The organism is Streptomyces sp. NPDC017940 (assembly GCF_044328435.1).
GTDB lineage: Bacteria > Actinomycetota > Actinomycetes > Streptomycetales > Streptomycetaceae > Streptomyces.
This window is the reverse complement of record NZ_JBIRHJ010000007.1, coordinates 77,802-99,182: the sequence shown is the minus strand read 5'-3', so window position 1 is coordinate 99,182 and position 21,381 is coordinate 77,802. Positions and strand designations below refer to the sequence as shown.

The 21,381-nt window shown below is 72.3% G+C and carries 14 protein-coding genes; 4 read left to right on the top strand and 10 right to left on the bottom strand.

Annotated elements, in window-relative coordinates:
• Positions 1–68: 68 nt before the first annotated feature.
• Positions 69–2,810: an aconitate hydratase AcnA gene (gene acnA, locus ACH4DX_RS24100; RefSeq protein ID WP_398156644.1), complete on the bottom strand. Its 2,742-nt coding sequence runs from the start codon at positions 2,808–2,810 to the stop codon at positions 69–71.
• Positions 2,811–3,340: 530 nt separating this feature from the next.
• Here acnA and ACH4DX_RS24095 point away from each other — a divergent pair.
• Positions 3,341–4,870 carry a helix-turn-helix domain-containing protein gene (locus ACH4DX_RS24095; protein ID WP_398115656.1) on the top strand — a complete coding sequence of 510 codons (1,530 nt, stop codon included), beginning with the start codon at positions 3,341–3,343 and terminating at the stop codon, positions 4,868–4,870.
• A 34-nt stretch (positions 4,871–4,904) separates the two neighbouring features.
• Here the strand turns inward: ACH4DX_RS24095 and ACH4DX_RS24090 are convergent, their stop codons facing one another.
• Together ACH4DX_RS24090 and ACH4DX_RS24085 are read right to left on the bottom strand one after the other, a co-directional pair.
• Entirely contained in the window at positions 4,905–5,303 is a 399-nt protein-coding gene (locus ACH4DX_RS24090; RefSeq protein ID WP_398156643.1) for a RidA family protein, read from the bottom strand.
• Positions 5,300–6,484, bottom strand: a complete 1,185-nt coding sequence (locus ACH4DX_RS24085) for an acyl-CoA dehydrogenase family protein (protein WP_398156642.1) — start codon at positions 6,482–6,484, stop codon at positions 5,300–5,302. The genes ACH4DX_RS24090 and ACH4DX_RS24085 overlap by 4 nt, the downstream gene beginning before the upstream one ends.
• Positions 6,485–6,615: 131 nt before the next feature.
• Here ACH4DX_RS24085 and ACH4DX_RS24080 point away from each other — a divergent pair, with 131 nt between their 5' ends.
• Positions 6,616–8,244: an AMP-binding protein gene (locus tag ACH4DX_RS24080; protein WP_398156641.1), complete on the top strand. Its 1,629-nt coding sequence runs from the start codon at positions 6,616–6,618 to the stop codon at positions 8,242–8,244.
• 9 nt (positions 8,245–8,253) lie between these two features.
• Positions 8,254–9,072, top strand: coding sequence for a PaaX family transcriptional regulator C-terminal domain-containing protein (locus tag ACH4DX_RS24075; RefSeq protein WP_398156640.1), 819 nt, complete (start codon positions 8,254–8,256; stop codon positions 9,070–9,072).
• A 106-nt stretch (positions 9,073–9,178) separates the two neighbouring features.
• On the opposite strand, the gene ACH4DX_RS24070 is transcribed toward ACH4DX_RS24075, so the two are convergent.
• Together ACH4DX_RS24070 and ACH4DX_RS24065 are read right to left on the bottom strand one after the other, a co-directional pair.
• A complete protein-coding gene (locus tag ACH4DX_RS24070) occupies positions 9,179–11,509 on the bottom strand; it encodes a bifunctional salicylyl-CoA 5-hydroxylase/oxidoreductase (RefSeq protein ID WP_398156639.1) in 2,331 nt (776 codons plus the stop codon).
• A complete protein-coding gene (locus ACH4DX_RS24065) occupies positions 11,506–12,333 on the bottom strand; it encodes an enoyl-CoA hydratase family protein (protein WP_398115668.1) in 828 nt (275 codons plus the stop codon). The genes ACH4DX_RS24070 and ACH4DX_RS24065 overlap by 4 nt, the downstream gene beginning before the upstream one ends.
• Positions 12,334–12,711: 378 nt before the next feature.
• Between ACH4DX_RS24065 and ACH4DX_RS24060 the strand changes: the two genes are divergently transcribed.
• Positions 12,712–13,137, top strand: coding sequence for an ATP-binding protein (locus ACH4DX_RS24060; protein ID WP_398115670.1), 426 nt, complete (start codon positions 12,712–12,714; stop codon positions 13,135–13,137).
• Here the strand turns inward: ACH4DX_RS24060 and ACH4DX_RS24055 are convergent.
• The 5 genes from ACH4DX_RS24055 to ACH4DX_RS24035 all read right to left on the bottom strand — a co-directional run bounded on the left by ACH4DX_RS24055 (position 13,109) and on the right by ACH4DX_RS24035 (position 21,367).
• On the bottom strand, positions 13,109–14,584 hold the full coding sequence (locus ACH4DX_RS24055; RefSeq protein ID WP_398156638.1) for an amino acid permease: 1,476 nt from the start codon (positions 14,582–14,584) through the stop codon (positions 13,109–13,111). The two genes, ACH4DX_RS24060 and ACH4DX_RS24055, sit on opposite strands and share 29 nt — an antisense overlap.
• Positions 14,585–14,755: 171 nt before the next feature.
• A complete protein-coding gene (gene argF / locus ACH4DX_RS24050; protein ID WP_398156637.1) occupies positions 14,756–15,763 on the bottom strand; it encodes an ornithine carbamoyltransferase in 1,008 nt (335 codons plus the stop codon).
• 112 nt (positions 15,764–15,875) lie between these two features.
• Complete coding sequence (locus ACH4DX_RS24045; RefSeq protein ID WP_398115676.1) at positions 15,876–17,105, bottom strand: arginine deiminase; 1,230 nt, start codon at positions 17,103–17,105, stop codon at positions 15,876–15,878.
• Between the two features lie 126 nt (positions 17,106–17,231).
• A complete protein-coding gene (locus ACH4DX_RS24040) occupies positions 17,232–19,784 on the bottom strand; it encodes a polynucleotide kinase-phosphatase (protein ID WP_398156636.1) in 2,553 nt (850 codons plus the stop codon).
• Positions 19,781–21,367 (bottom strand): 3' terminal RNA ribose 2'-O-methyltransferase Hen1, encoded by a 1,587-nt coding sequence (locus ACH4DX_RS24035; protein ID WP_398156635.1) that lies wholly within the window; start codon positions 21,365–21,367, stop codon positions 19,781–19,783. The genes ACH4DX_RS24040 and ACH4DX_RS24035 overlap by 4 nt, the downstream gene beginning before the upstream one ends.
• Positions 21,368–21,381: the final 14 nt, after the last annotated feature.

Sequence of the window (21,381 nt, the reverse complement as noted above, 5' to 3'; positions counted from 1 at the left end):
GGGCGGGAAAAGACCGAGGGCCGCACCCCTGCCCCGGGGTGCGGCCCTCATCAGCTGTGTGGCGTCGCCTACTTGCGGATCAGCGAACGCAGCACGTACTGCATGATGCCGCCGTTGCGGTAGTAGTCCGCCTCACCGGGGGTGTCGATGCGGACGACCGCGTCGAACTCACGGCGCACATTATCGGCTTCGCCGGGGGCCGTGTCGGTGGTGACGTTGACGGTGCTCGGCGTGGTGCCGTTGTTCAGCTCCTCGACGCCGGTGAAGGAGAAGGTCTCCTCGCCGGTCAGACCGAGGGACTCGGCGGTCGCGCCCTCGGGGAACTGGAGCGGCAGGACGCCCATGCCGATGAGGTTCGAGCGGTGGATGCGCTCGTAGGACTCGGCGATGACGGCCTTGACGCCGAGGAGCGCGGTGCCCTTGGCGGCCCAGTCGCGGGACGATCCCGAGCCGTACTCCTTGCCGGCCAGGATGACCAGCGGGGTGCCCTGCTCGATGTAGTTGCGCGAGGCGTCGTAGATGAAGGAGACCGGGGCGTCCTCCTTCGTGAAGTCGCGGGTGTAGCCGCCCTCGGTGCCCGGCGCGATCTGGTTGCGCAGGCGGATGTTGGCGAACGTACCGCGGATCATGACCTCGTGGTTGCCGCGGCGCGAGCCGTAGCTGTTGAAGTCGCGGCGGGCGACGCCGTGCTCCGTGAGGTACTGCCCCGCCGGGGTGTCGGCCTTGATGGCACCGGCCGGGGAGATGTGGTCGGTGGTGACCGAGTCGCCCAGCTTGGCGAGGACACGGGCGCCCGTGATGTCGGAGACCGGGGTGGTCTCCATCGTCATGCCCTCGAAGTACGGGGGCTTGCGGACGTAGGTGGACTCGCTGTCCCACTCGAAGGTGTCGCCGGTCGGGATCGGCAGGGCCTGCCACTGGGCGTCGCCCGCGAACACGTCGGAGTAGGACTTGTTGAACATGTCCTCGCCGATGGAGTTGGCGACGACGTCGTTGACCTCGGCCTCGCTCGGCCAGATGTCCTTGAGGTGGACCGGGTTGCCGTCCTGGTCGATGCCGAGCGCCTCGGTGGTGATGTCCACCTTCATCGAACCCGCGATGGCGTACGCGACGACCAGCGGCGGGGACGCCAGGTAGTTCATCTTGACGTCGGGGTTGATGCGGCCCTCGAAGTTCCGGTTGCCGGAGAGGACGGACGTCACGGCCAGGTCGTGGTCGTTGACGGCCTTGGAGACCTCCTCGGGCAGCGGGCCCGAGTTGCCGATGCAGGTGGTGCAGCCGTAACCGACGAGGTTGAAGCCGACCTTGTCCAGGTACGGGGTCAGACCCGCCTTGTCGAAGTAGTCGGTGACGACCTTCGAGCCCGGGGCGAGGGTGGTCTTGACCCACGGCTTGCGGGTCAGGCCCTTCTCGACGGCCTTCTTCGCGACGAGCGCGGCGGCGACCATCACGTACGGGTTCGAGGTGTTGGTGCAGGAGGTGATGGCCGCGACCGTCACCGCACCGTGGTCGATCTCGTACGTCGAGCCGTCGGGGGCGGTCACGGTGACCGGGTTCGACGGGGCGCCGTTCGGCGCGACCGCCGGGGCGTCGGAGGCCGGGAAGGACTCCTTGCCCGCCTCGTCCACGCCGTCGACGTAGTTGCGGACGTCCGTCGCGAACTGCTCGGCGGCGTTGGCGAGGACGATGCGGTCCTGCGGGCGCTTGGGGCCGGCGATCGACGGCACGACCGTCGACAGGTCGAGCTCCAGCTTCTCGGAGAAGTCGGGCTCGGCGGCCGGGTCCAGCCACAGGCCCTGCTCCTTGGCGTACGCCTCGACGAGTGCGACCTGCTGCTCGTCGCGGCCGGTCAGGCGCAGGTACTTCAGGGTCTCGTCGTCGATCGGGAAGATCGCGGCGGTGGAGCCGAACTCCGGCGACATGTTGCCGATGGTGGCGCGGTTGGCGAGGCTCGTGGCGGCGACGCCCTCGCCGTAGAACTCGACGAACTTGCCGACGACGCCGTGCTTGCGCAGCATCTCGGTGATCGTGAGCACCAGGTCGGTGGCGGTCGTGCCCGGCTTCAGCTCGCCGGTCAGCTTGAAGCCGACGACGCGCGGGATCAGCATGGAGACCGGCTGGCCGAGCATCGCGGCCTCGGCCTCGATGCCGCCGACGCCCCAGCCGAGCACGCCGAGGCCGTTGACCATCGTGGTGTGCGAGTCGGTGCCGACGAGGGTGTCGGGGTAGGCCTGGCCGCCCCGGACCATGACCGTGCGGGCCAGGTGCTCGATGTTGACCTGGTGGACGATGCCGGTGCCGGGCGGGACGACCTTGAACTCGTCGAAGGCGGTCTGGCCCCAGCGCAGGAACTGGTAGCGCTCCTTGTTGCGGCCGTACTCCAGCTCCACGTTCTGCGTGAAGGCGTCGTTCGTGCCGAACTTGTCGGCGATCACCGAGTGGTCGATGACCAGCTCGGCCGGGGCCAGCGGATTGATCTTCGCCGGGTCGCCGCCCAGCTCCTTCACGGCCTCACGCATCGTGGCGAGGTCCACGACGCAGGGGACGCCGGTGAAGTCCTGCATGATCACGCGGGCCGGCGTGAACTGGATCTCCTGGCTCGGCTTGGCCTGGGAGTCCCAGTTGCCGAGCGCGCGGATGTGGTCGGCGGTGATGTTCGCGCCGTCCTCGGTGCGGAGCAGGTTCTCCAGGAGAACCTTCAGGCTGTAGGGAAGGCGTGCGGAGCCCTCGACCTTGTCCAGCTTGAAGATCTCGTACGACTCGTCGCCCACGCGCAGCGTGCTGCGGGCGTCGAAGCTGTTCGCCGACACGACAGTCTCCTTCATATGTGTGCGCGTTCCACCGCATCCTGCCGTCACGCCTTCCGGCCGATCCGCTAAGGTAAGGCTAAGTTAGGTAGCCCTTACCGCCGGACTGGCGATGCGTGCGGCCGCGGTGCGCCTCGGCAGATATCTCGATGTCGAGATAACTCTAGTACATCCCCGCGCGTAGCGACGAGGCGCGCCTGTGCTGTGCGCCATATCGCCATACCCTTGCGCCCGCCTCCACCCGTCCGTCCGCCCCCGCCCCTCCAGCATGCGCCGCGCCGGAGCGGGCGGCGAGCCGCTGGATGGCCGAATGGGTGCGGTCCGGACGTGCGGGGCGTTCCCCTGGGCCGCACAGTGGTGCAGGGCGAGGCGGCGCGGACCGCAGGTGAACTCGCGTGCACGCTGCGGCGCCTGAGGCCCACTCGGGTCGAACGGGCGGGTCGGGAGGCCGAACTCGTGGACCGGAACCAGTCACTCCACCAATGGCCTACCCCAGCGCGTGCGTCATCTCATATCTGAGATAACCTGCGCCTATGGCAGACGACTACCTCGTACGCATCGGCAAGCTCATCCGTGACGCCCGGCAGCACCGTGGCTGGACCCAGTCGCAGCTGGCCGAGGCGCTCAACACCAGCCAGAGCGCCGTCAATCGCATCGAGCGCGGAAACCAGAACATCAGCCTTGAGATGATCGCCCGTATCGGCGAGGCGCTCGACAGTGAGATCGTCTCGCTCGGTTACGCGGGCCCGATGCATCTGCGGGTCGTCGGCAACCGCCGCCTCTCCGGCTCCATCGACGTCAAGACGAGCAAGAACGCGTGCGTGGCGCTGCTCTGCGCGACGCTGCTCAACAAGGGCCGCACCGTGCTGCGGCGGGTCGCCCGCATCGAGGAGGTCTACCGCCTCCTGGAGGTGCTCAACTCCATCGGTGTGCGCACCCGCTGGATCAACGACGGCGTCGACCTGGAGATCGTGCCGCCCGCGCGGCTCGACATGGACGCCATGGACGCGGAGGCCGCCCGCCGCACCCGCTCGATCATCATGTTCCTCGGCCCGCTCCTGCACCGCATGGACCACTTCCGGCTGCCGTACGCGGGCGGCTGCGACCTCGGCACCCGCACGATCGAGCCGCACATGATCGCGCTGCGCCGCTTCGGCCTGGACATCGCCGCCACCGAGGGCCTCTACCACGCGGAGGTCGCCAGGGACGTCACGCCCGACCGCCCGATCGTGCTGACCGAGCGCGGCGACACGGTCACCGAGAACGCCCTGCTCGCCGCCGCCCGCAGCGCGGGCACCACCGTCATCCGCAACGCGTCCTCCAACTACATGGTCCAGGACCTGTGCTTCTTCCTGGAGGCGCTCGGCGTCGAGGTCGAGGGCATCGGCACCACGACCCTGACCGTGCACGGCGTGCCGACCATCGACGTGGACGTGGACTACTCGCCGTCCGAGGACCCGGTCGAGGCGATGAGCCTGCTGGCGGCCGCCGTCGTCACCGAGTCCGAACTGACGGTCAGGCGGGTGCCGATCGAGTTCCTGGAGATCGAGCTGGCGGTCCTGGAGGAGATGGGCCTCGACCACGACCGCTCGGCGGAGTACGCGGCGGACAACGGCCGCACCCGCCTCATCGACCTCACCGTGCGGCCCTCCAAGCTGGAGGCGCCCATCGACAAGATCCACCCGATGCCGTTCCCCGGCCTGAACATCGACAACGTCCCGTTCTTCGCGGCGATCGCCGCGGCCGCCCAGGGCAAGACCCTCATCCACGACTGGGTCTACGACAACCGCGCGATCTACCTCACCGACCTCAACCGCCTCGGCGGCCGCCTCCAGCTCCTGGACCCGCACCGCGTCCTGGTCGAGGGCCCGACCCGCTGGCGCGCCGCCGAGATGATGTGCCCGCCCGCGCTGCGCCCCGCCGTGGTCGTCCTGCTCGCCATGATGGCGGCCGAGGGCACCTCCGTGCTGCGCAACGTCTACGTGATCAATCGCGGGTACGAGGACCTGGCGGAGCGGCTCAACTCGGTGGGGGCGCAGATCGAGACGTTCCGGGACATCTAGGGCCGGAGCGTCTTGGGTGCGGAGCGTCTTGGGTTCACGGCAGCACCGCGAAGCCGTCCAGTTCCACCAGGCACTCCTCGTCCCACAGCCGCACCGCGCCGATCACCGCCATCGCGGGGTAGTCGCGGCCCGCGAGGTCCTTCCAGACGCGGCCCAGTTCCCGGGCGTGGGCGCGGTAGTCGGCGACGTCGGTGGCGTAGACGGTGACGCGGGCGAGGTCGGCGGGGGTGCCGCCGGCCGCGTGGAGGGCCGTGAGGAGGTTGGTCAGGGCCTTCTCGAACTGCTCGGGCAGGGTGGTGCCGACCACCTTGCCCTCGGCGTCAAGGGCGGTCTGCCCGGCGAGGAAGACCAGGCGGCCGCCGGTGGCGACGACGGCGTGCGAGAAGCCGGCCGGCGGGGAGAGGTCGGCGGGGTTGAGACGGTCGAGGCTCATGCGGTGGGGGTCCCCTTCTGCTGCGGCTGCGGGGGGCGGGCCCCGTACAGCTCCTTGGCGATGACGGTCCGTTGGACCTCGCTCGCGCCCTCGTAGATGCGCGGTGCCCGCACCTCGCGGTAGAGGTGCTCCAGGAGGTGCCCGTGCAGGAGGCCGCGGGCGCCGTGCAGCTGGACCGCGGTGTCGACCACGAACTGGGCGGTCTCCGTGGCGAAGAGCTTCGCCATCGCCGCGCGTCCGGCGATGTCCGGCTCGCCGCGGTCGTACGCCGCCGCGGCCGCGTACACGAGAAGGCGTGCCGCCTCCGTGCGCGTCGCCATCTCCGCCACCTGGTGGGACACCGCCTGGAGGTCCTTCAGCTTGCCGCCGAAGGCGTCCCGGGCCGCCGTGTGGGCGAGGGTGGCGTCCAGGGCGGCCTGCGCCATGCCGACGGCGAACGCGCCGACGCTCGGACGGAAGCGGTTGAGGGTCGTCATGGCGACCCGGAACCCGCGGTCGACCTCGCCGAGCACGTCGTCGGCGCCGACGCGGACGCCGTCGAAGGACAGCGTGCCGATCGGATGCGGCGAGAGCATCGCGAGGGGGGCGCCGGTGAGGCCCGCGCGGTCGGCAGGGACCAGGAAAGCGGTGACGCCGCGGGCGCCCGCGTCCGGTGCGGTGCGGGCGAAGACGGTGTAGAAGTCGGCCTCCGGGGCGTTCGAGATCCAGGACTTCTCGCCCGTCAGGCGCCAGGCCGAAGGACCGTCGGGGGCGGCGCCCAGGGCCAGGGCGGCGGCGTCGGACCCGGCTCCCGGCTCGGACAGGGCGAAGGCCGCGACCGCGCGGCCCGCCCCCACGGCGGGCAGCCAGCGCTCGCGCTGCGCGGGGGTGCCGTACGCGTGCACGGGGTGCCCGCCGAGGCCCTGGAGGGCGAGGGCGGTCTCGGCCTCCGTACAGACCCGGGCGAGGGACTCGCGCATCAGGCACAGATCGAGGGCGCCGGAGGTGAACAGGCCCTCCAGGAGGCCGAGTTCGCCGAGCGCGGCGACCAGCGGCCGGTTCACCCGGCCGGGCGCGCCGGCCGCCGCACCCCCGCCCTCCCCCTCCGGCTTCTCCACCAGGGGCAGCAGCCGTTCCGCGGCCTGCTCCCGCAGTCGGGCACAGCGGGCGGTCTGTTCAGGATCGAGCGAGAATGCCGTCATCCCGGGCCTCTCCCCTCGCGCGGGTTTATCGCGCACCGTTGACTGTCGTCACCATCACGATACGCTCGTTGGGCCGGCCATCACCACGCCCGACCGGCCCGTACGCCCGACCGGCGAGGGGGCGAAGCACCATGGAGCGTTCAGGCCACGTCGACACCTTCGCGCGCGAGCATCTCCCGCCCCCCGAACAGTGGCCCGTGCTGCTGCGCGACCGGCCAGAGCTGCGCTGTCCCGACCGCCTGAACTGCGGCGTCGAACTGCTCGACCGCTCGGCGAGCCGGTTCGGCGCGGACCGTCCCGCGTTCCGCGCGGGCGACGGCACCGTATGGACGTACGGCGGGCTCCAGGAGCGGGTCGACCGCATCGCGCACGTGCTGACCGGCGCACTCGGCGTCGTCCCCGGCAACCGGGTGCTGCTGCGCGGCGCCACCTCCCCGTGGCTCGCCGCCTGCTGGCTCGCGGTGATGAAGGCGGGGGCGGTCGCGGTGACCGTCCTGGACCGGCAGCGCACCCAGGAGCTGGCCACGATCTGCGAGATCGCGCAGGTCTCGCACGCGCTGTGCGACGTCCGCGCGGTCGACGACCTGACCAAGGCCGGGGTGCCGGGGCTGCGTGTGACGACGTACGGCGGCGAGGGCCCCGACGACCTGCTCGCCCGTACGGCGGCAGCGCCGTTGTCAGCGTACGAGGCCGTGGACACGGCGGCCGACGACGTGGCGCTCATCGCGTTCACCTCGGGTACGACGGGCCGCCCCAAGGGCTGTATGCACTTCCACCGGGACGTGCTCGCGATCGCGGACACCTTCGGGCGCCACGTCCTCAAGGCCGGTCCCGACGACGTGTTCGCGGGCAGTCCCCCGCTGGGCTTCACCTTCGGCCTCGGCGGCCTGGTCGTCTTTCCCTTGCGGGTGGGCGCGTCCTCGCTCCTCCTGGAGCAGGCGGGGCCCAAACAGCTGCTGCCCGCGATCGCCGAACACCGCGTGAGCGTGCTGTTCACGGCACCGACGGCGTACCGCGCCATGCTGGAGGCGCTGGAGGACTCCGCGTCCCCCCAGGACATGTCCTCGCTGCGGCGCTGCGTCTCCGCGGGCGAGAACCTGCCCGCCGCGACCTGGCGGGCCTGGCACGAGCGCACGGGCCTGCGCGTCATCAACGGCATCGGCGCGACGGAGCTGCTCCACATCTTCATCTCCGCGGCCGACGACGCGATCCGCCCCGGCACGACGGGCCTGCCCGTGCCCGGCTGGCACGCGCGCGTGGTCGACGACCGCGGCACGCCGGTACCGGACGGCGAGCCCGGTCTGCTCGCGGTGCGCGGGCCCATCGGCTGCCGGTACCTCGCCGACCCGCGGCAGCGGGAGTACGTCCGCCACGGCTGGAACATCACCGGCGACACCTATGTACGGGACGCCGACGGCTACTTCCGTTACGTGGCGCGCGCGGACGACATGATCATATCGGCGGGGTACAACATCGCGGGCCCGGAGGTCGAGGAGGCCCTGCTCCGCCATCCGGACGTGGTGGAGACGGCCGTCGTGGGCCGCCCCGACGAGCGGCGCGGGCAGGTGGTGGTGGCGTACGTGGTGCTGCGCGCGGGCGCGGTGGCGGACGCCGAGCGGCTGCGGGAGTTCGTCAAGGCGGAGCTGGTGCCGTACAAGTGCCCGCGCGAGGTGGTGTTCCTCGCCGCGCTGCCGCGGACGGCGACGGGCAAGCTACAGCGGTTCCGGCTGCGGGAGCCGGGGCCCGCGGGCGGGGCCTAGAGTGATCACGTGTCCGAGCAGCACCCGCAGCACACTCCCAGGTCCCTGATCGTCAGCTTCTACGGCGCGTACGGACGGGCCGCGCCCGGTCCCGTCGCGGTCGCCGAACTGGTTCGCCTCCTCGCCCCGGTGGGCGTGGACGCGCCGTCCGTGCGCTCGTCGGTGTCGCGGCTGAAGCGCAGGGGGCTGCTGGTTCCCGCGCGTACGGAGACGGGCGGGGCGGGGTACGCCCTCTCCGCCGACGCCCGCCAGCTCCTGGAGGACGGCGACCGCCGCATCTACGCGCCGCGCGACGACCGGTCCGACTCCGGCTGGGTCATCGCCGTCTTCTCGGTCCCCGAGGCCGAGCGCAGCAAGCGGCACGTGCTGCGCTCCCGCCTCGCGGGCCTCGGCTTCGGCGCGGCGGCGCCCGGCGTGTGGATCGCCCCCGCCCACCTCCACGAGGAGACCCGCCACACCCTGACCCGCCTGCGCCTCACCCCCTACGTCGACCTGTTCCGCGGCACCCACCTCGGCTTCACGCCCACCGCCGAGGCCGTGGCCCGCTGGTGGGACCTCGCCTCCCTCGCCAAGCAGCACGAGACCTTCCTCGACCGCCACGAACCGGTCCTGCGCGCCTGGCAGTCCCGCCCCGACACCCCACCCGAGGAGGCCTACCGGGACCACCTCCTGGCCCTCGACTCCTGGCGCCACCTCCCCTACGCCGACCCGGGCCTACCCGCGGAGCTCCTGCCGGAGGGGTGGCCGGGGAGCAGGGCGGCGGAGGTGTTCCGGGGGTTGGACGGGCGGCTGCGGGGGGCGGGGGCCCAGTTCGTGGCGGGGTCTTGACCGTGGTGCAGCCGTTCGGCGGTCAGAACGAGGACCTGACGGGAATGGGGGTGCCGGAGCAGTACGCCGCGGCCCTGCCAGGCGTGCCTGGCGGGGCTTCGCCAGGTCATGGGGTCAGGGAGAGGCGGGGCTTCGGGGCGTCCGTGCGGCCTGTCTGGGGGCGGCGGCTGCCCGCGCGGTACTGGACGGGCCAGGAGACGCCGGGGCCCGTGTAGTTCTGTTCGGCTGCCGCGTGCAGGGTCCAGTTCGGGTCGTAGAGGTGGGGGCGGGCGAGGGCGCAGAGGTCGGTGCGGCCCGCGAGGAGCAGGGAGTTGACGTCGTCCCAGGAGGAGATGGCGCCGACGGCGATGACGGGGATGCCCGTCTCGTTGCGGATGCGGTCGGCGAACGGGGTCTGGTAGGAGCGGCCGTAGGCGGGGCGTTCGCCGGGGACGACCTGGCCGGTGGAGACGTCGACGGCGTCGGCGCCGTGCGCGGCGAACGCGCGGGCCACGGCGACCGCGTCGTCCGCCGTGGTGCCGCCCCGCGCCCAGTCCGTGGCGGAGACGCGGACGGTCATGGGGCGCGAGGCCGGCCAGACCTCGCGTACCGCGTCGAAGACCTCGAGGGGGAAGCGGAGGCGCGCCTCGAGCGAGCCGCCGTAGGCGTCCGTGCGGTGGTTGGTGAGCGGGGAGAGGAAGGAGGAGAGGAGGTAGCCGTGGGCGCAGTGGAGTTCGAGGAGGTCGAAGCCGCAGTCGGCGGCGCGGCGGGCCGCGGTGGTGAACTCCTCGCGGATCGCGGACAGACCGGCCGCGTCCAGTTCCTCGGGGGTCTGGCTCAGGGGGCCGTACGGAAGGGGGGACGGGGCGAGGAGCGGCCAGTTGGCGGCGGGCAGCGGCTCGTCGATGCCCTCCCACATCAGTTTCGTGGAGCCCTTGCGCCCGGAGTGGCCGAGCTGGACACCGAGGGCCGTGCCGGGCGCCTGGGTGTGGGCGAAGTCGACGATCCGGGTCCAGGCGGCGGCCTGCGCGTCGGTGTACAGGCCCGCGCAGCCCGGCGTGATCCGGCCGCGCTCGCTCACGCACACCATCTCCGTCATGACGAGGCCCGCCCCGCCGAGTGCCCGCGCCCCCAGGTGGACCAGGTGGAAGTCGCCGGGCACACCGTCCACGGCGGAGTACATGTCCATGGGGGAGACGACGACGCGGTTGCGCAGTTCGAGGTCGCGGAGGCGGAAGGGCGTGAACATGGGCGGGGTGCCGGGCGGACAGCCGAAGTCCCGCTCCACGGCCGCGGTGAAGCACGCGTCGCGCAGGCGCAGGTTGTCGTGCGTGACGCGGCGGCTGCGGGTGAGCAGGTTGAACGCGAACTGCCGGGGCTGCTGGTCCAGGTACAGCGGCAGTTCCTCGAACCACTGGAGGCTGGCGCGGGCGGCACGCTGCGTGGAGGCGACCACGGGGCGGCGCTCGGCCTCGTACGCGGTGAGGGCCGCGGCCAGGTCACCGTGCTCGTGCAGGCAGGCGACGAGGGCGAGGGCGTCCTCCACGGCGAGCTTGGTGCCGGAGCCGATGGAGAAGTGCGCGGTGTGGGCGGCGTCGCCGAGCAGGACGATGTTGCCGTGCGACCAGTGGTCGTTGACGACCGTGCGGAAGGTGAGCCAGGAGGAGTTGTTAGAGCGCAGCGGGCGGCCGCCGAGGGTGTCCGCGAAGAGCTTGGCGCAGCGTTCGACGGACTGGGCGGCGTCCAGGTCGGGGAACCCGGCCGCCCGCCACACCTCCTCGCGCATCTCGACGATGACCGTGGACGCGCCGGGTGCCGTGTCCGTCGCCGCCTCGTAGGGGTAGCCGTGCAGCTGCATCACGCCGTGCCCGGTCTCGGCGATCTCGAAGCGGAAGGCGTCGAGGGCGAAGTCGGCGGCGAGCCAGATGTAGCGGCAGCGGTGCGTGGTGAGGGCGGGGCGGAAGACGTCGGCGTGCGCGCCGCGGGTCGCGCTGTGCACGCCGTCCGCGGCGATCACCAGGTCGTACTCCGTGGCGAGCGCGGCGGCGGGCGGCGCCTCGGTACGGAAGCGGAGGTCGACGCCCAGGTCGCGGCAGCGCTCGTGCAGGACGGCGAGCAGGGTGCGCCGCCCGAGCGCGGCGAAGCCGTGGCCGCCGGAGGTGTGGCGGGTGCCGCGGTGCACGATGTCGATGTCGTCCCAGCGGACGAACTCCCTGCGCAGCGCCGCGTACACCACCGGGTCGGCGTGCTCGATGCCGCCGAGGGTCTCGTCGGAGAGGACCACGCCGAAGCCGAAGGTGTCCTCGGGGGCGTTCCGCTCCCAGACGGTGACCTCGCGCTCCGGGGCGAGCCGCTTGAGCAGGGCGGCCGCGTACAGGCCGCCGGGGCCGCCCCCGATGACGGCGACGCGGCGGGCCGCCCGCCCCGCGCCCCGCTCCCCCGGGGCCACCGCGGTCACCGCCCCCGCCACTGCGGCGGCCGCTTCCCGGTGAACGCCGCGTGGAACTCGGCGTAGTCCTCGCCGTTCATCAGGAGTGCCTGGGTGGCCGCGTCCATCTCGACGGCGGCCGCGAGCGGCATGTCGAGTTCGGCGGTGAGCAGCGCCTTCGTCTGGGCGTACGCGAGGGCGGGGCCCTCGGCGAGGCGGCGGGCCAGGGCGGCCGCGGACCCGGCGGCCCTGCCCTCGTCCGTCAGCTCGCTGATCAGGCCGATCCGTTCGGCCTCGGGTGCCCGCACCGGCTCCCCCAGCATCAGCAGTCGCGTGGCGTGGCCGAGCCCGACGACGCGCGGCAGCAGATAGGCGGCGCCCATGTCACCGCCGGAGAGCCCGACCTTGGTGAACAGGAACGCGAACCGGGCCGAGGGGTCGGCGACCCGGAAGTCCGCGGCGAGCGCGAGCACCGCGCCCGCGCCCGCGGCCACCCCGTGCACCGCGGCCACCACCGGGAACGGGCACTCGCGCAGGGCCCGCACGACCTGGCCCGTCATGCGGTTGAAGTCGAGCAGCTGCGCGGTGTCCATGGCGAGCGTCGCGCCGATGATCTCGTCCACGTCACCGCCGGAGCAGAAGCCGCGCCCCTCGCCGCCGAGGACGAGCGCCCGCACGGACCGCTCCCGGGACAGTTCGGCGAGCAGGTCGCGCAGGTCGGCGTACGCGCCGAAGGTGAGCGCGTTCAGCTTCTCGGGGCGGGCGAGGGTGACGGTCGCGACGCCGTCGTCGACCGCCAGGTTCAGATGGCGCCACTCGGGGGTGCGGGCGGTGGATCCGGTGAAGGGACTCATGACGTGCGGCCTCCTCGGACGGGGGCGGCGGAGCCGGCGGTGACGGGCGTCTCGGGACGACAGGGTGACGGGACGACGTAATGACGGGATGACGGGATGACGGGATGACGGGATGACAAGGGAGTGCCCGTCACGTCCCGTTTCTGTCCCTCTTCCCTCCGAAGTTATCACCCATCGATGACTGTCGTCATGAGTACGCGATATAGCGAGGGGTATACGTCCTTCATCAGAGGCATACGTCCTCTCATTTCCCGGCATGGGCCGCCGAACCGGCCGACGGTGGTCCCTGTCGCCGCTCCGCTTAGGATTCGTACGGTTGAAGACAGGACCGCACAAAGGCCGCCTGCTCGGACCACCCGCACCTCGAACGGACCCGCTTTGGCCGACGATCACTCCCCCGCCTCGTGGCGCATCGCCCTGCCGCACACCACGGCAGCGGTGCCGATCGCACGTGCCCTGGTCCGCACGGCCCTCACGGACATCGGCTCCACCGCGGACACCGACACCGCGGAGCTGCTCACGGCGGAGCTGGTCGCCAACGCCGTCGAGCACACGGCGGGCCGCGACCCGATAGAGCTAGTCATCGAGCTGCTTCCGACGCTCTGCCAGGTCGAGGTGCGCGACTCCAGCCCCGTACCGCCGTACGAACTGACCGATCCGTCGGCGGACTCCGCGCCCGACCCCTGGCAGGAGCACGGGCGCGGCCTGCTCCTGATCCGCACCCTCAGCTCGTCGTGCGGGCACCGCCCCACCGCGTCCGGCAAGGCCGTCTGGTTCACCCTCTCGGCGCCCGCGGACCGCTGAGCGGGGCCGCCGCGGACTCCCGCGTGCGCCCGAGCCGCGAGTGCCCGCGCCCGTACAGCGCGTACACCCCGGCCCCCACCGCCAGGAACACGGCGAACTGCGTCCAGGTGGACCACCCCGTACCCCAGATCAGGTAGAGGCAGAAGCCCACGCCGGCGAGCGGGCTCAGCGGGTACAGCGGCACCCTGAACGTCCGTTCGAGCCCCGGGTGCGCACGGCGCAGTGCCAGTACCGCCACATTGACCACGGCCATGATCGCGAGCGTGCCGATGGTGGTCAGGCCGACGACCACGTCCAGGGACGAGAAGGCGGCGGGGACGGCCACGGCGGCGGCCACGATCCAGGTGCCCGCGGCGGGCGTCGCGGTCCGCGGCGACACCCGTTCGAAGACGCGCGGCATCAGGCCGTCCCGGGACATCGACATCAGGATGCGGGTCTGGCCGTACATGACCGCGAGCACCACGGAAGCGATGGCCACGACCGCGCCGAAGGCGATGACGCCGCCGCCCACGGCGGACCCGGTGACCTGGTCGACGATCAGCGAGAGCGCCGCGGGCCTGGCGGCGACCTCGTCCGCGCCGAGCGCGCCGACGGCCGCGAGCGCCACGGCGACGTACAGCAGGGTCACCACGCCGATGCAGATCAGGATGGCGAGGGGGATGTTCCTGCGCGGCTCGCGCACCTCCTCGCCCGCCGTCGTCACCGCGTCGAAGCCGATGAACGAGAAGAACGCGAGCGAGGCGCCCGCCGTGACGCCGGAGACCCCGGCGCCCGCGAACGGCGTGAGGTTGCCGTCCCGGAACGCCGTGAAGGCGATGGCCAGGAACAGCAGCAGGACGCCGATCTTCAGGACCGCCATCGCGGCGGTGGCCCGCGCGCTCTCGCGCACCCCGCGGACGAGGAGCACGGCGGCGAGGGCGATCACCACGACGGCGGGGAGGTTGACGGCGCCGCCGTCGCCCGGGCCCGCGGACAGGGCGGCGGGCAGCCGCCATCCGGTGAGGCTGTCGAGCAGCTCGTTCAGGTACTGGCTCCAGCCGACCGCGACGGCCGACACCGAGACCCCGTACTCGAGCAGCAGGCACCAGCCGACCAGGAACGCGGTGCGCTCGCCGAGCGTCGCGTACGCGAACGAGTACGAGCTGCCCGACACGGGGATCGCGCCGCCCAGCTCCGCGAACGAGAACGCGGTGAAGACGCAGGTCACGGCCGCCAGGACATAGGACACCGCGACCGCGGGCCCGGCTTCGGCGACGCTGTCGGACAGGCCGACGAAGATGCCGGTGCCGACGATCGCGCCGACACCGAAGCAGACGAGCTGGAACAGGCCCATCGTGCGCTCGAGGCCGTGCCCCTCCAGGTCCGCGCCGGACTCGGCGACGAGGAGGTCCGGGGACTTGAGACGCCGTCCCGGCCGGGAGGCGGCAGGCGGGCGGTTGGGGCCCATGGGGTGGTACTCGATTCTGGTGCGGTGGTGCGGTGGTGCGGGTATCGCGTTCTGTGCGGGTATCGCGTTTTGTGCGGGCGGTGCGGCTCGTGCGGGTGGTGCGTTTCGTGCGGGTGAGGCTACCCGGGGGGTGCGGGAGGCGCGGGTCGGGAGGCGCGGGCCGGGGGGTCCTCAGGTGAGCGTCGCCACCAGGACCGCCTTGATCGTGTGCATCCGATTCTCCGCCTCGTCGAAGACGACCGAGCACTCCGACTCGAAGACCTCGTCGGTCACCTCCAGCGACGAAAGGCCGTGCCGCTCGCAGACCTCGCGTCCGACCTGCGTGGACAGGTCGTGGAAGGCGGGCAGGCAGTGCAGGAACTTCACCTCGGGGTTGCCGGTGGCGCGCAGCACGTCCATCGTCACCGCGTACGGCGCGAGGTCAGCGACCCGCTCGTCCCAGACGCCGGCGGGCTCCCCCATCGACACCCAGACGTCGGTGGCGACGAAGTCGGCGCCCACGACGCCCTCGGAGATGTCCTCGGTGAGCGTGATCCGCGCACCGCTGGCCTCGGCGAGCGTCCGGGCGCGGGCCACGACGGCCTCCGCGGGCCAGTACGCTCGGGGCGCCACGATCCGCACGTCCATGCCGAGCAGGGCGCCGGTGACCAGGTAGGAGTTGCCCATGTTCAGACGGGCGTCACCGAGGTAGGCATAGGCGATGCGCTCCAGGGGCTCGGCGCAGTGCTCGGTCATGGTCAGGACGTCGGCGAGCATCTGGGTGGGGTGCCAGGCGTCGGTCAGGCCGTTGTAGACGGGCACGCCCGCGTGGGCGGCGAGCGACTCGACGGTGGCCTGGGCGTCGCCGCGGAACTGGATGGCGTCGTACATCCGGCCGAGCACCCGGGCGGTGTCCCGCACGGACTCCTTCTTGCCGATGTGCGCCCCGCTGGGGTCGATGTACGTCGTGGAGGCACCCTGGTCGGCGGCGGCCACCTCGAAGGCGCACCGGGTGCGGGTCGACGCCTTCTCGAAGATCAGCGCGATGTTCCGCCCGCTCAGGCGCCGTGTCTCCGCCCCGGCCCGCTTGGCCGCCTTCAGTTCCGCGGCCAGGGCCAGCAGGCCGCGGAACTCGTCGGCCGTGAAGTCCAGCTCCTTGAGGAAGTGGCGGCCGGTGAGGCCGGTGGTGGCAGTCGCCATGGGGCGCTCCTGAGGTACACATGCGGAGAGGCGGGCGGGGGAACCCTTGAAAGTCTATACGACCTTTCACATTTATATGCAGACCCCGTGCCGTCAGCCGTGCGGCCCCGCCTCAGCCCCCCACCGGCCCCCGCTCCACCGGACAGCTCATGCACCGCGGGCCGCCCCGGCCGCGGCCCAGCTCGCTGCCGAGGATCTCGATCACTTCGAGGCCCTGCTTGCGCAGATACGTGTTGGTGGTCGCGTTCCGCTCGTAGGCCACGACCACGCCCGGCTCGACCGCGAGCACGTTGCAGCCGTCGTCCCACTGCTCGCGCTCGGCGGCGTGCACGTCCTGGGTGGCCGTGAGGACCCGGATGCCGCCGAGGCCGAGCGCGGCGGCGATGGCGCGGTGCATGTGCTCCGGCGGATGGTCGGTGACCTTCAGCTCGCGCTCGTCGACACCCGGCTCGATGGTGTACGAGCGGAGCATGCCGAGGCCCGCGTACTGCGTGAACGTGTCGCCGTCGACCATCGTCATGACCGTGTCCAGGTGCATGAAGGCCCGGCGCTTGGGCATGTCGAGCGCCACGATCGAGGTCGCGGACCCGGCGGCGAACAGCTTGTGCGCCAGCATCTCGACGGCCTGCGGGGTGGTGCGCTCGCTCATGCCGATGAGCACCGCGCCGTTGCCGAGGACCAGGACGTCACCGCCCTCGATGGTGGAGGGGTAGTCGGACTGGCCCTGCGACCAGAGGTGGAAGCCCTGGCCGTGGAAGAGCGGGTGGTACTGGTAGATCGCCTCGAAGTGGACGGTCTCGCGCTGCCGGGCCGGCCAGCGCATCGCGTTGATGGACACGCCGTCGTAGATCCACGCGGAGGTGTCCCGTGTGAACAGGTGGTTGGGCAGCGGCCGGAGCAGGAAGTCGTCCATGTCCATGCAGTGGAAGCGCACGGACGTCGGCTCCGGGTGCCGGTCCAGGTACTCCCGCTTCGTCATGCCGCCGATCAGCGCCTCGGCCAGCTCCGCCGACGGCAGCGGCTCGAAGGAGGCCCGCAGGTGGTCGGTGGCCAGCGGGCCGTACTCCTTCTCGTCGAAGACGCGGTCCAGGACGAGGAGCCGGGCCGCGGGTACGTCCAGTGCCTCGGTCAGCAGGTCGCCGAAGAGGTGCACCGTGACGCCGCGGTCGCGCAGCACGTCGGCGAAGCCGTCGTGTTCCTGCCTCGCCCTGCGCACCCACAGGAGGTCGTCGAAGAGCAGCGCGTCCTTGTTGGTGGGTGTGAGCCGTTTCAGCTCCAGATCGGGGCGGTGCAGTATGACGCGGCGCAGCCGCCCGGCCTCGGAGTCGACGTGGAATGCCATGCCACCATCCTCACCTGCCCGGCGCCCCCGCACGCGTCGAACTACGACAAGTGACGCCCGGCACGTGCCGGGGCCGCCGTCCCTCCCGCCGGGACAGGGTCCCGGGGGCGGGCGGCCACGTACACGTCACAGCCGCGGGTCCACCGGCTCCGACTCGAGCGCGAGGACCGCGAACACGGCCTCGTGCACCCGCCACAGCGGCTCGCCGTCCGCGAGCCGGTCGAGGGCTTCGAGGCCGAGTGCGTACTCCCGGACGGCGAGCGAGCGCTTGTGGCCGAGGGAGCGGTCGCGGAGCCTCGCCAGGTTCTCCGGACGGGTGTACTCCGGGCCGTAGACGATCCGCAGGTACTCGCGGCCCCGGCACTTGATGCCGGGCTGTACGAGCCGTCCCCTGCCGTCGCGCGCCAGCGCGCCCGCGGGCTTGACGACCATGCCCTCGCCGCCGCGCCCCGTCATCTCCAGCCACCAGTCGACACCCGCCCGCACCGACTCCTCGTCGCCGGTGTCGACGTACAGGCGGCGCGTGGTGCGCAGCAGGCCCGTGCCGTCGTGCTCCACCATGCGGTCGAGCAGTGCCAGTTGCTCGTCGTGGGGCAGCGCGGCGAGGCTCCTGCCCCGGGCGGCCAGGATCTGGAACGGCGCGAGGTGCACGCCGTCGAGACCGTCGGTCGGCCAGCAGTAGCGGCGGTAGGCGTCGGTGAAGGAGGACGCGTCCGCGGCGCGTTGCCGCTGCTTGTCGAGCAGGTCCTGGATGCCGACGCCGCCGACGCCCCGCGCGGCGGCTGCCTCCAGGGCGGCGAGCGCGCCGGGGAAGACCGCGCGGGCCGCGGCGCCCACGGCGGCGTACTGCGTGCGCAGCAGGCCCCCCGCCTTCAGGGACCACGGCATCAGCTCGGCGTCGAGCAGCAGCCAGTCGGTCGCGAGGTCCCTCCACAGCCCGGCCGCGCCGACGGCCGCCCGTACCCGGGCGAGCACCTCGTCGGTGAGCGCGGCGTCGTCGAGGAAGGGGCGCCCCGTGCGGGTGTAGAGCGCGCCCGTGGGGCCGTCGACGCCGAAGCGGGCGCGGGCCGCGTCCGCGTCCTTGCACACCAGGACCACCGCGCGGGAGCCCATGTGCTTCTCCTCGCACACGACGCGCCCGACGCCGTCCGCCCGGTACTGCGCGAAGGCCTCCTCCGGGTGCTCCAAGTAGCCTTCGCGCCGCGAGGTGGCCGTCGGCGCCATCGTGGGCGGCAGGTACGGCACCAGGCGCGGGTCGGCGGCGAAGCGGCTCATGACCTCGAGGGCCGCCGCCGCGTTCTCCTCGCGGACGGTGACGCGTCCCGCGTGCCGGGTCTCCACGACGCGGCGGCCGTGCACGTCACCGAGGTCGAGGGGGCGGCCGTCGTGGCCGCCGGGCGCGTCCGTGCGCAGCGGCTTCGCGGGTTCGTACCAGACCCGCTCCGCGGGGACGTCGACGAGCTCGCGCTCCGGCCAGCGCAGCGCGGTGAGTCTGCCGCCGAAGACCGCGCCGGTGTCCAGGCAGATGGTGTTGTTCAGCCAGGTCGCCGTGGGCACCGGTGTGTGGCCGTAGACGACGGCGGCCCTGCCGCGGTAGTCCTCCGCCCACGGGTAGCGCACGGGGAGGCCGAACTCGTCGGTCTCGCCGGTGGTGTCGCCGTACAGGGCGTGCGAGCGCACCCGGCCCGAGGTGCGGCCGTGGTACTTCTCCGGCAGACCCGCGTGGCACACCACCAGCTTGCCGCCGTCCAGGACGTAGTGGCTGACGAGGCCGTCCACGAACTCCCGCACCCGGGCCCGGAAGTCGGGGTCGCGGGCGTCCTCCGCCTGAAGCTGCGCGATCGTCTCGGCGAGGCCGTGGGTGTGCTGCACGCCCCGGCCCCTCAGATAGCGGCCGAGCTTGTTCTCGTGGTTGCCGGGTACGCACAGGGCGGTGCCGTTCGCGACCATGCTCATGACGCGGCGCAGGACGCCGGGGCTGTCCGGGCCGCGGTCGACGAGGTCGCCGACGAACACGGCGGTGCGGCCCTCGGGGTGCGCGCCGTCGACGTAGCCGAGCTTGCCGAGCAGGGTCTCCAGCTCGCTCGCGCAGCCGTGGATGTCGCCGACGATGTCGAAGGGGCCACTGAGGTGTCTGAGGTCGTTGTAGCGCCGCTCGGTGACGATCTCGGCGCGGTCGATCTCCGCGACGCCCCGCAGGACGTGCACCTTGCGGAAGCCCTCGCGCTCCAGGTGCTTGACGGAGCGGCGCAGCTCGCGCTGGTGGCGCTGGATGACGCGGCGCGGCAGTCCGGCGCGGTCGGCGCGCGCGGCGTTCCGCTCCGCGCACACCTCCTCGGGGACGTCCAGCACGATGGCGAGGGGCAGCACGTCGTGCCGCTTGGCCAGCTCGATGAGCTGCTTGCGGCTGTCGGACTGCACGTTGGTGGCGTCGACGACGGTACGGCGGCCTGCGGCCAGCCGCTTGCCCGCGATGTAGTGCAGTACGTCGAAGGCGTCGCCGCTCGCGCTCTGGTCGTTCTCGTCGTCGGCGACCAGGCCCCGGCAGAAGTCGCTGGAGAGCACCTCGGTGGGCGCGAAGTGCCGCCGGGCGAAGGTGGACTTGCCCGATCCGGTGGCGCCGACGAGCACGACGAGGGAGAGGTCGGTGACGGCGAGGCGGATTCTTTCCATCGTCATGCGGCCTGCGCTCCCTTTCCGGTTCCGGTTCCGGTTCCGTTTTCGTTTCCGTTTCCGGTGCTCTCGTCCGTGCGTGTCGCGCCGTCGTCCGTGCGTGTCGCACCGCCGTCCGTGCGCGGCGACTCGTCGTCCGTGCGGGTGAAGACCGCCATCTGTGTCGGCGGGCCCACCTCGGGGTCGTCGGGGCCCACGGGGGCGAACTCCACCGTGTACGCGTGCCGCCGGGCGACCCCGTCCGCCCAGGCGCGGAACTCCTCGCGGGTCCACTCGAAGCGGTGGTCGCCGTGGCGGACGTGGCCTGCCGGGAGGGACTCCCAGCGGACGTTGTACTCGACGTTCGGCGTCGTCACGAGGACGGTGCGCGGACGCGCCGAGCCGAACACCGCGTACTCCAGGGCGGGAAGGCGCTCCGGGTCGACGTGCTCGACGACCTCGCTGAGCACCGCAGCGTCGTACCCCTTGAGGCGTTTGTCGGTGTACGCGAGCGAGCCCTGGAGGAGTGCCACGCGGTCCGCCTGGCGCTCGCCCAGGTGCTCCAGCTTCAGCCGCCGGGCGGCGACGGTCAGGGCGCGCATCGACACGTCGACACCCACGATCCGGGTGTACCGCGTGTCCTTGAGGAGCGCCTGCACCAACTGGCCCTGGCCGCAGCCGAGGTCGAGCACGCGGGTGGCGCCCGTCGCGCCGAGTGCGGCGAGGATCGTCTCGCGGCGCCGCACGGCGAGCGGCACCGGCGGTTCCTCTTCCGGGCCGTCGTCGGCGACGGCGTTGTCGATCTCGTCGACGTCCGTGTCGTCGGCGTCGGCGAGCCTGACCAGTTCGAGTCGCTCGGTGGCCGCACGCGTCAGGGACCAGCGGCGCGCGAGGTAGCGGCTGGTGATCAGGCGCTGCTCGGGGTGGTCCGCGAGCCAGCCCGAGCCGGCGCGGAGCAGCTTGTCGACCTCGTCGGCCGAGACCCAGTAGTGCTTGGCGTCGTCGAGCACCGGAAGGAGTACGTACAGGTGGCGCAGGGCGGCGCCGAGGGTCAGCACGCCGTCCGGCACCTCGATGACCAGGCGCACGTACCGCGAGTCGCCCCAGTCGGGGAAGCGCGCGTCGAGCGGTACGGGATCGGCCGTGACCGTCCAGCCCAGCGGCTCGAACAGCGCCCGCACCAGCTCGGGGCCGCCGCGCGCGGGCAGCGCGGGCACCTCCACGCGCAGCGGCAGCGGCTGTCCGGCCCGCTCGGGCAGGGCCTTGCAGACACCGCGCAGCGCGCTGGAGAACACTCCGCCCAGGGCGACGGCAAGCAGCGAGGACGCCGCGTACGGCCGGTCGTTCACGTACTGCGCGAGCGCCGCGTCCGGGGCGCCGCCGCGACCCCTGCCCCCACCGCCCCCGCCGCGCCGTACCAGCGCCACGGGGTCGACTTCGAGGAGGAGCGCGGCCGTGCAGCGCTCCTCGGTCGCCTCGGGGTAGAAGACGTGCGCCTGCCCGTAGGACGTGGTGAACGCCTGCGCCTTGTCGGGATGCTTGTGCAGCAGGAACCCGAGGTCGGTGGCGGGGCGTTCGGCGGAGCCTGTGGTGGTGAGGGTCAGAAACACCTGCACAAACGTAC

What these genes read in the sequence shown, in the direction of transcription:
- ACH4DX_RS24065 (WP_398115668.1), bottom strand. Translation starts at nt 12,333, where the DNA reads ATGAGTCCCTTCACCGGATCCACCGCCCGCACCCCCGAGTGGCGCCAT.
- ACH4DX_RS24045 (WP_398115676.1), bottom strand. Translation starts at nt 17,105, where the DNA reads ATGGCATTCCACGTCGACTCCGAGGCCGGGCGGCTGCGCCGCGTCATA.
- ACH4DX_RS24040 (WP_398156636.1), bottom strand. Translation starts at nt 19,784, where the DNA reads ATGACGATGGAAAGAATCCGCCTCGCCGTCACCGACCTCTCCCTCGTC.
- argF (WP_398156637.1), bottom strand. Translation starts at nt 15,763, where the DNA reads ATGGCGACTGCCACCACCGGCCTCACCGGCCGCCACTTCCTCAAGGAG.
- ACH4DX_RS24085 (WP_398156642.1), bottom strand. Translation starts at nt 6,484, where the DNA reads ATGACGGCATTCTCGCTCGATCCTGAACAGACCGCCCGCTGTGCCCGA.
- ACH4DX_RS24055 (WP_398156638.1), bottom strand. Translation starts at nt 14,584, where the DNA reads ATGGGCCCCAACCGCCCGCCTGCCGCCTCCCGGCCGGGACGGCGTCTC.
- ACH4DX_RS24080 (WP_398156641.1), top strand. Translation starts at nt 6,616, where the DNA reads ATGGAGCGTTCAGGCCACGTCGACACCTTCGCGCGCGAGCATCTCCCG.
- ACH4DX_RS24090 (WP_398156643.1), bottom strand. Translation starts at nt 5,303, where the DNA reads ATGAGCCTCGACCGTCTCAACCCCGCCGACCTCTCCCCGCCGGCCGGC.
- ACH4DX_RS24095 (WP_398115656.1), top strand. Translation starts at nt 3,341, where the DNA reads ATGGCAGACGACTACCTCGTACGCATCGGCAAGCTCATCCGTGACGCC.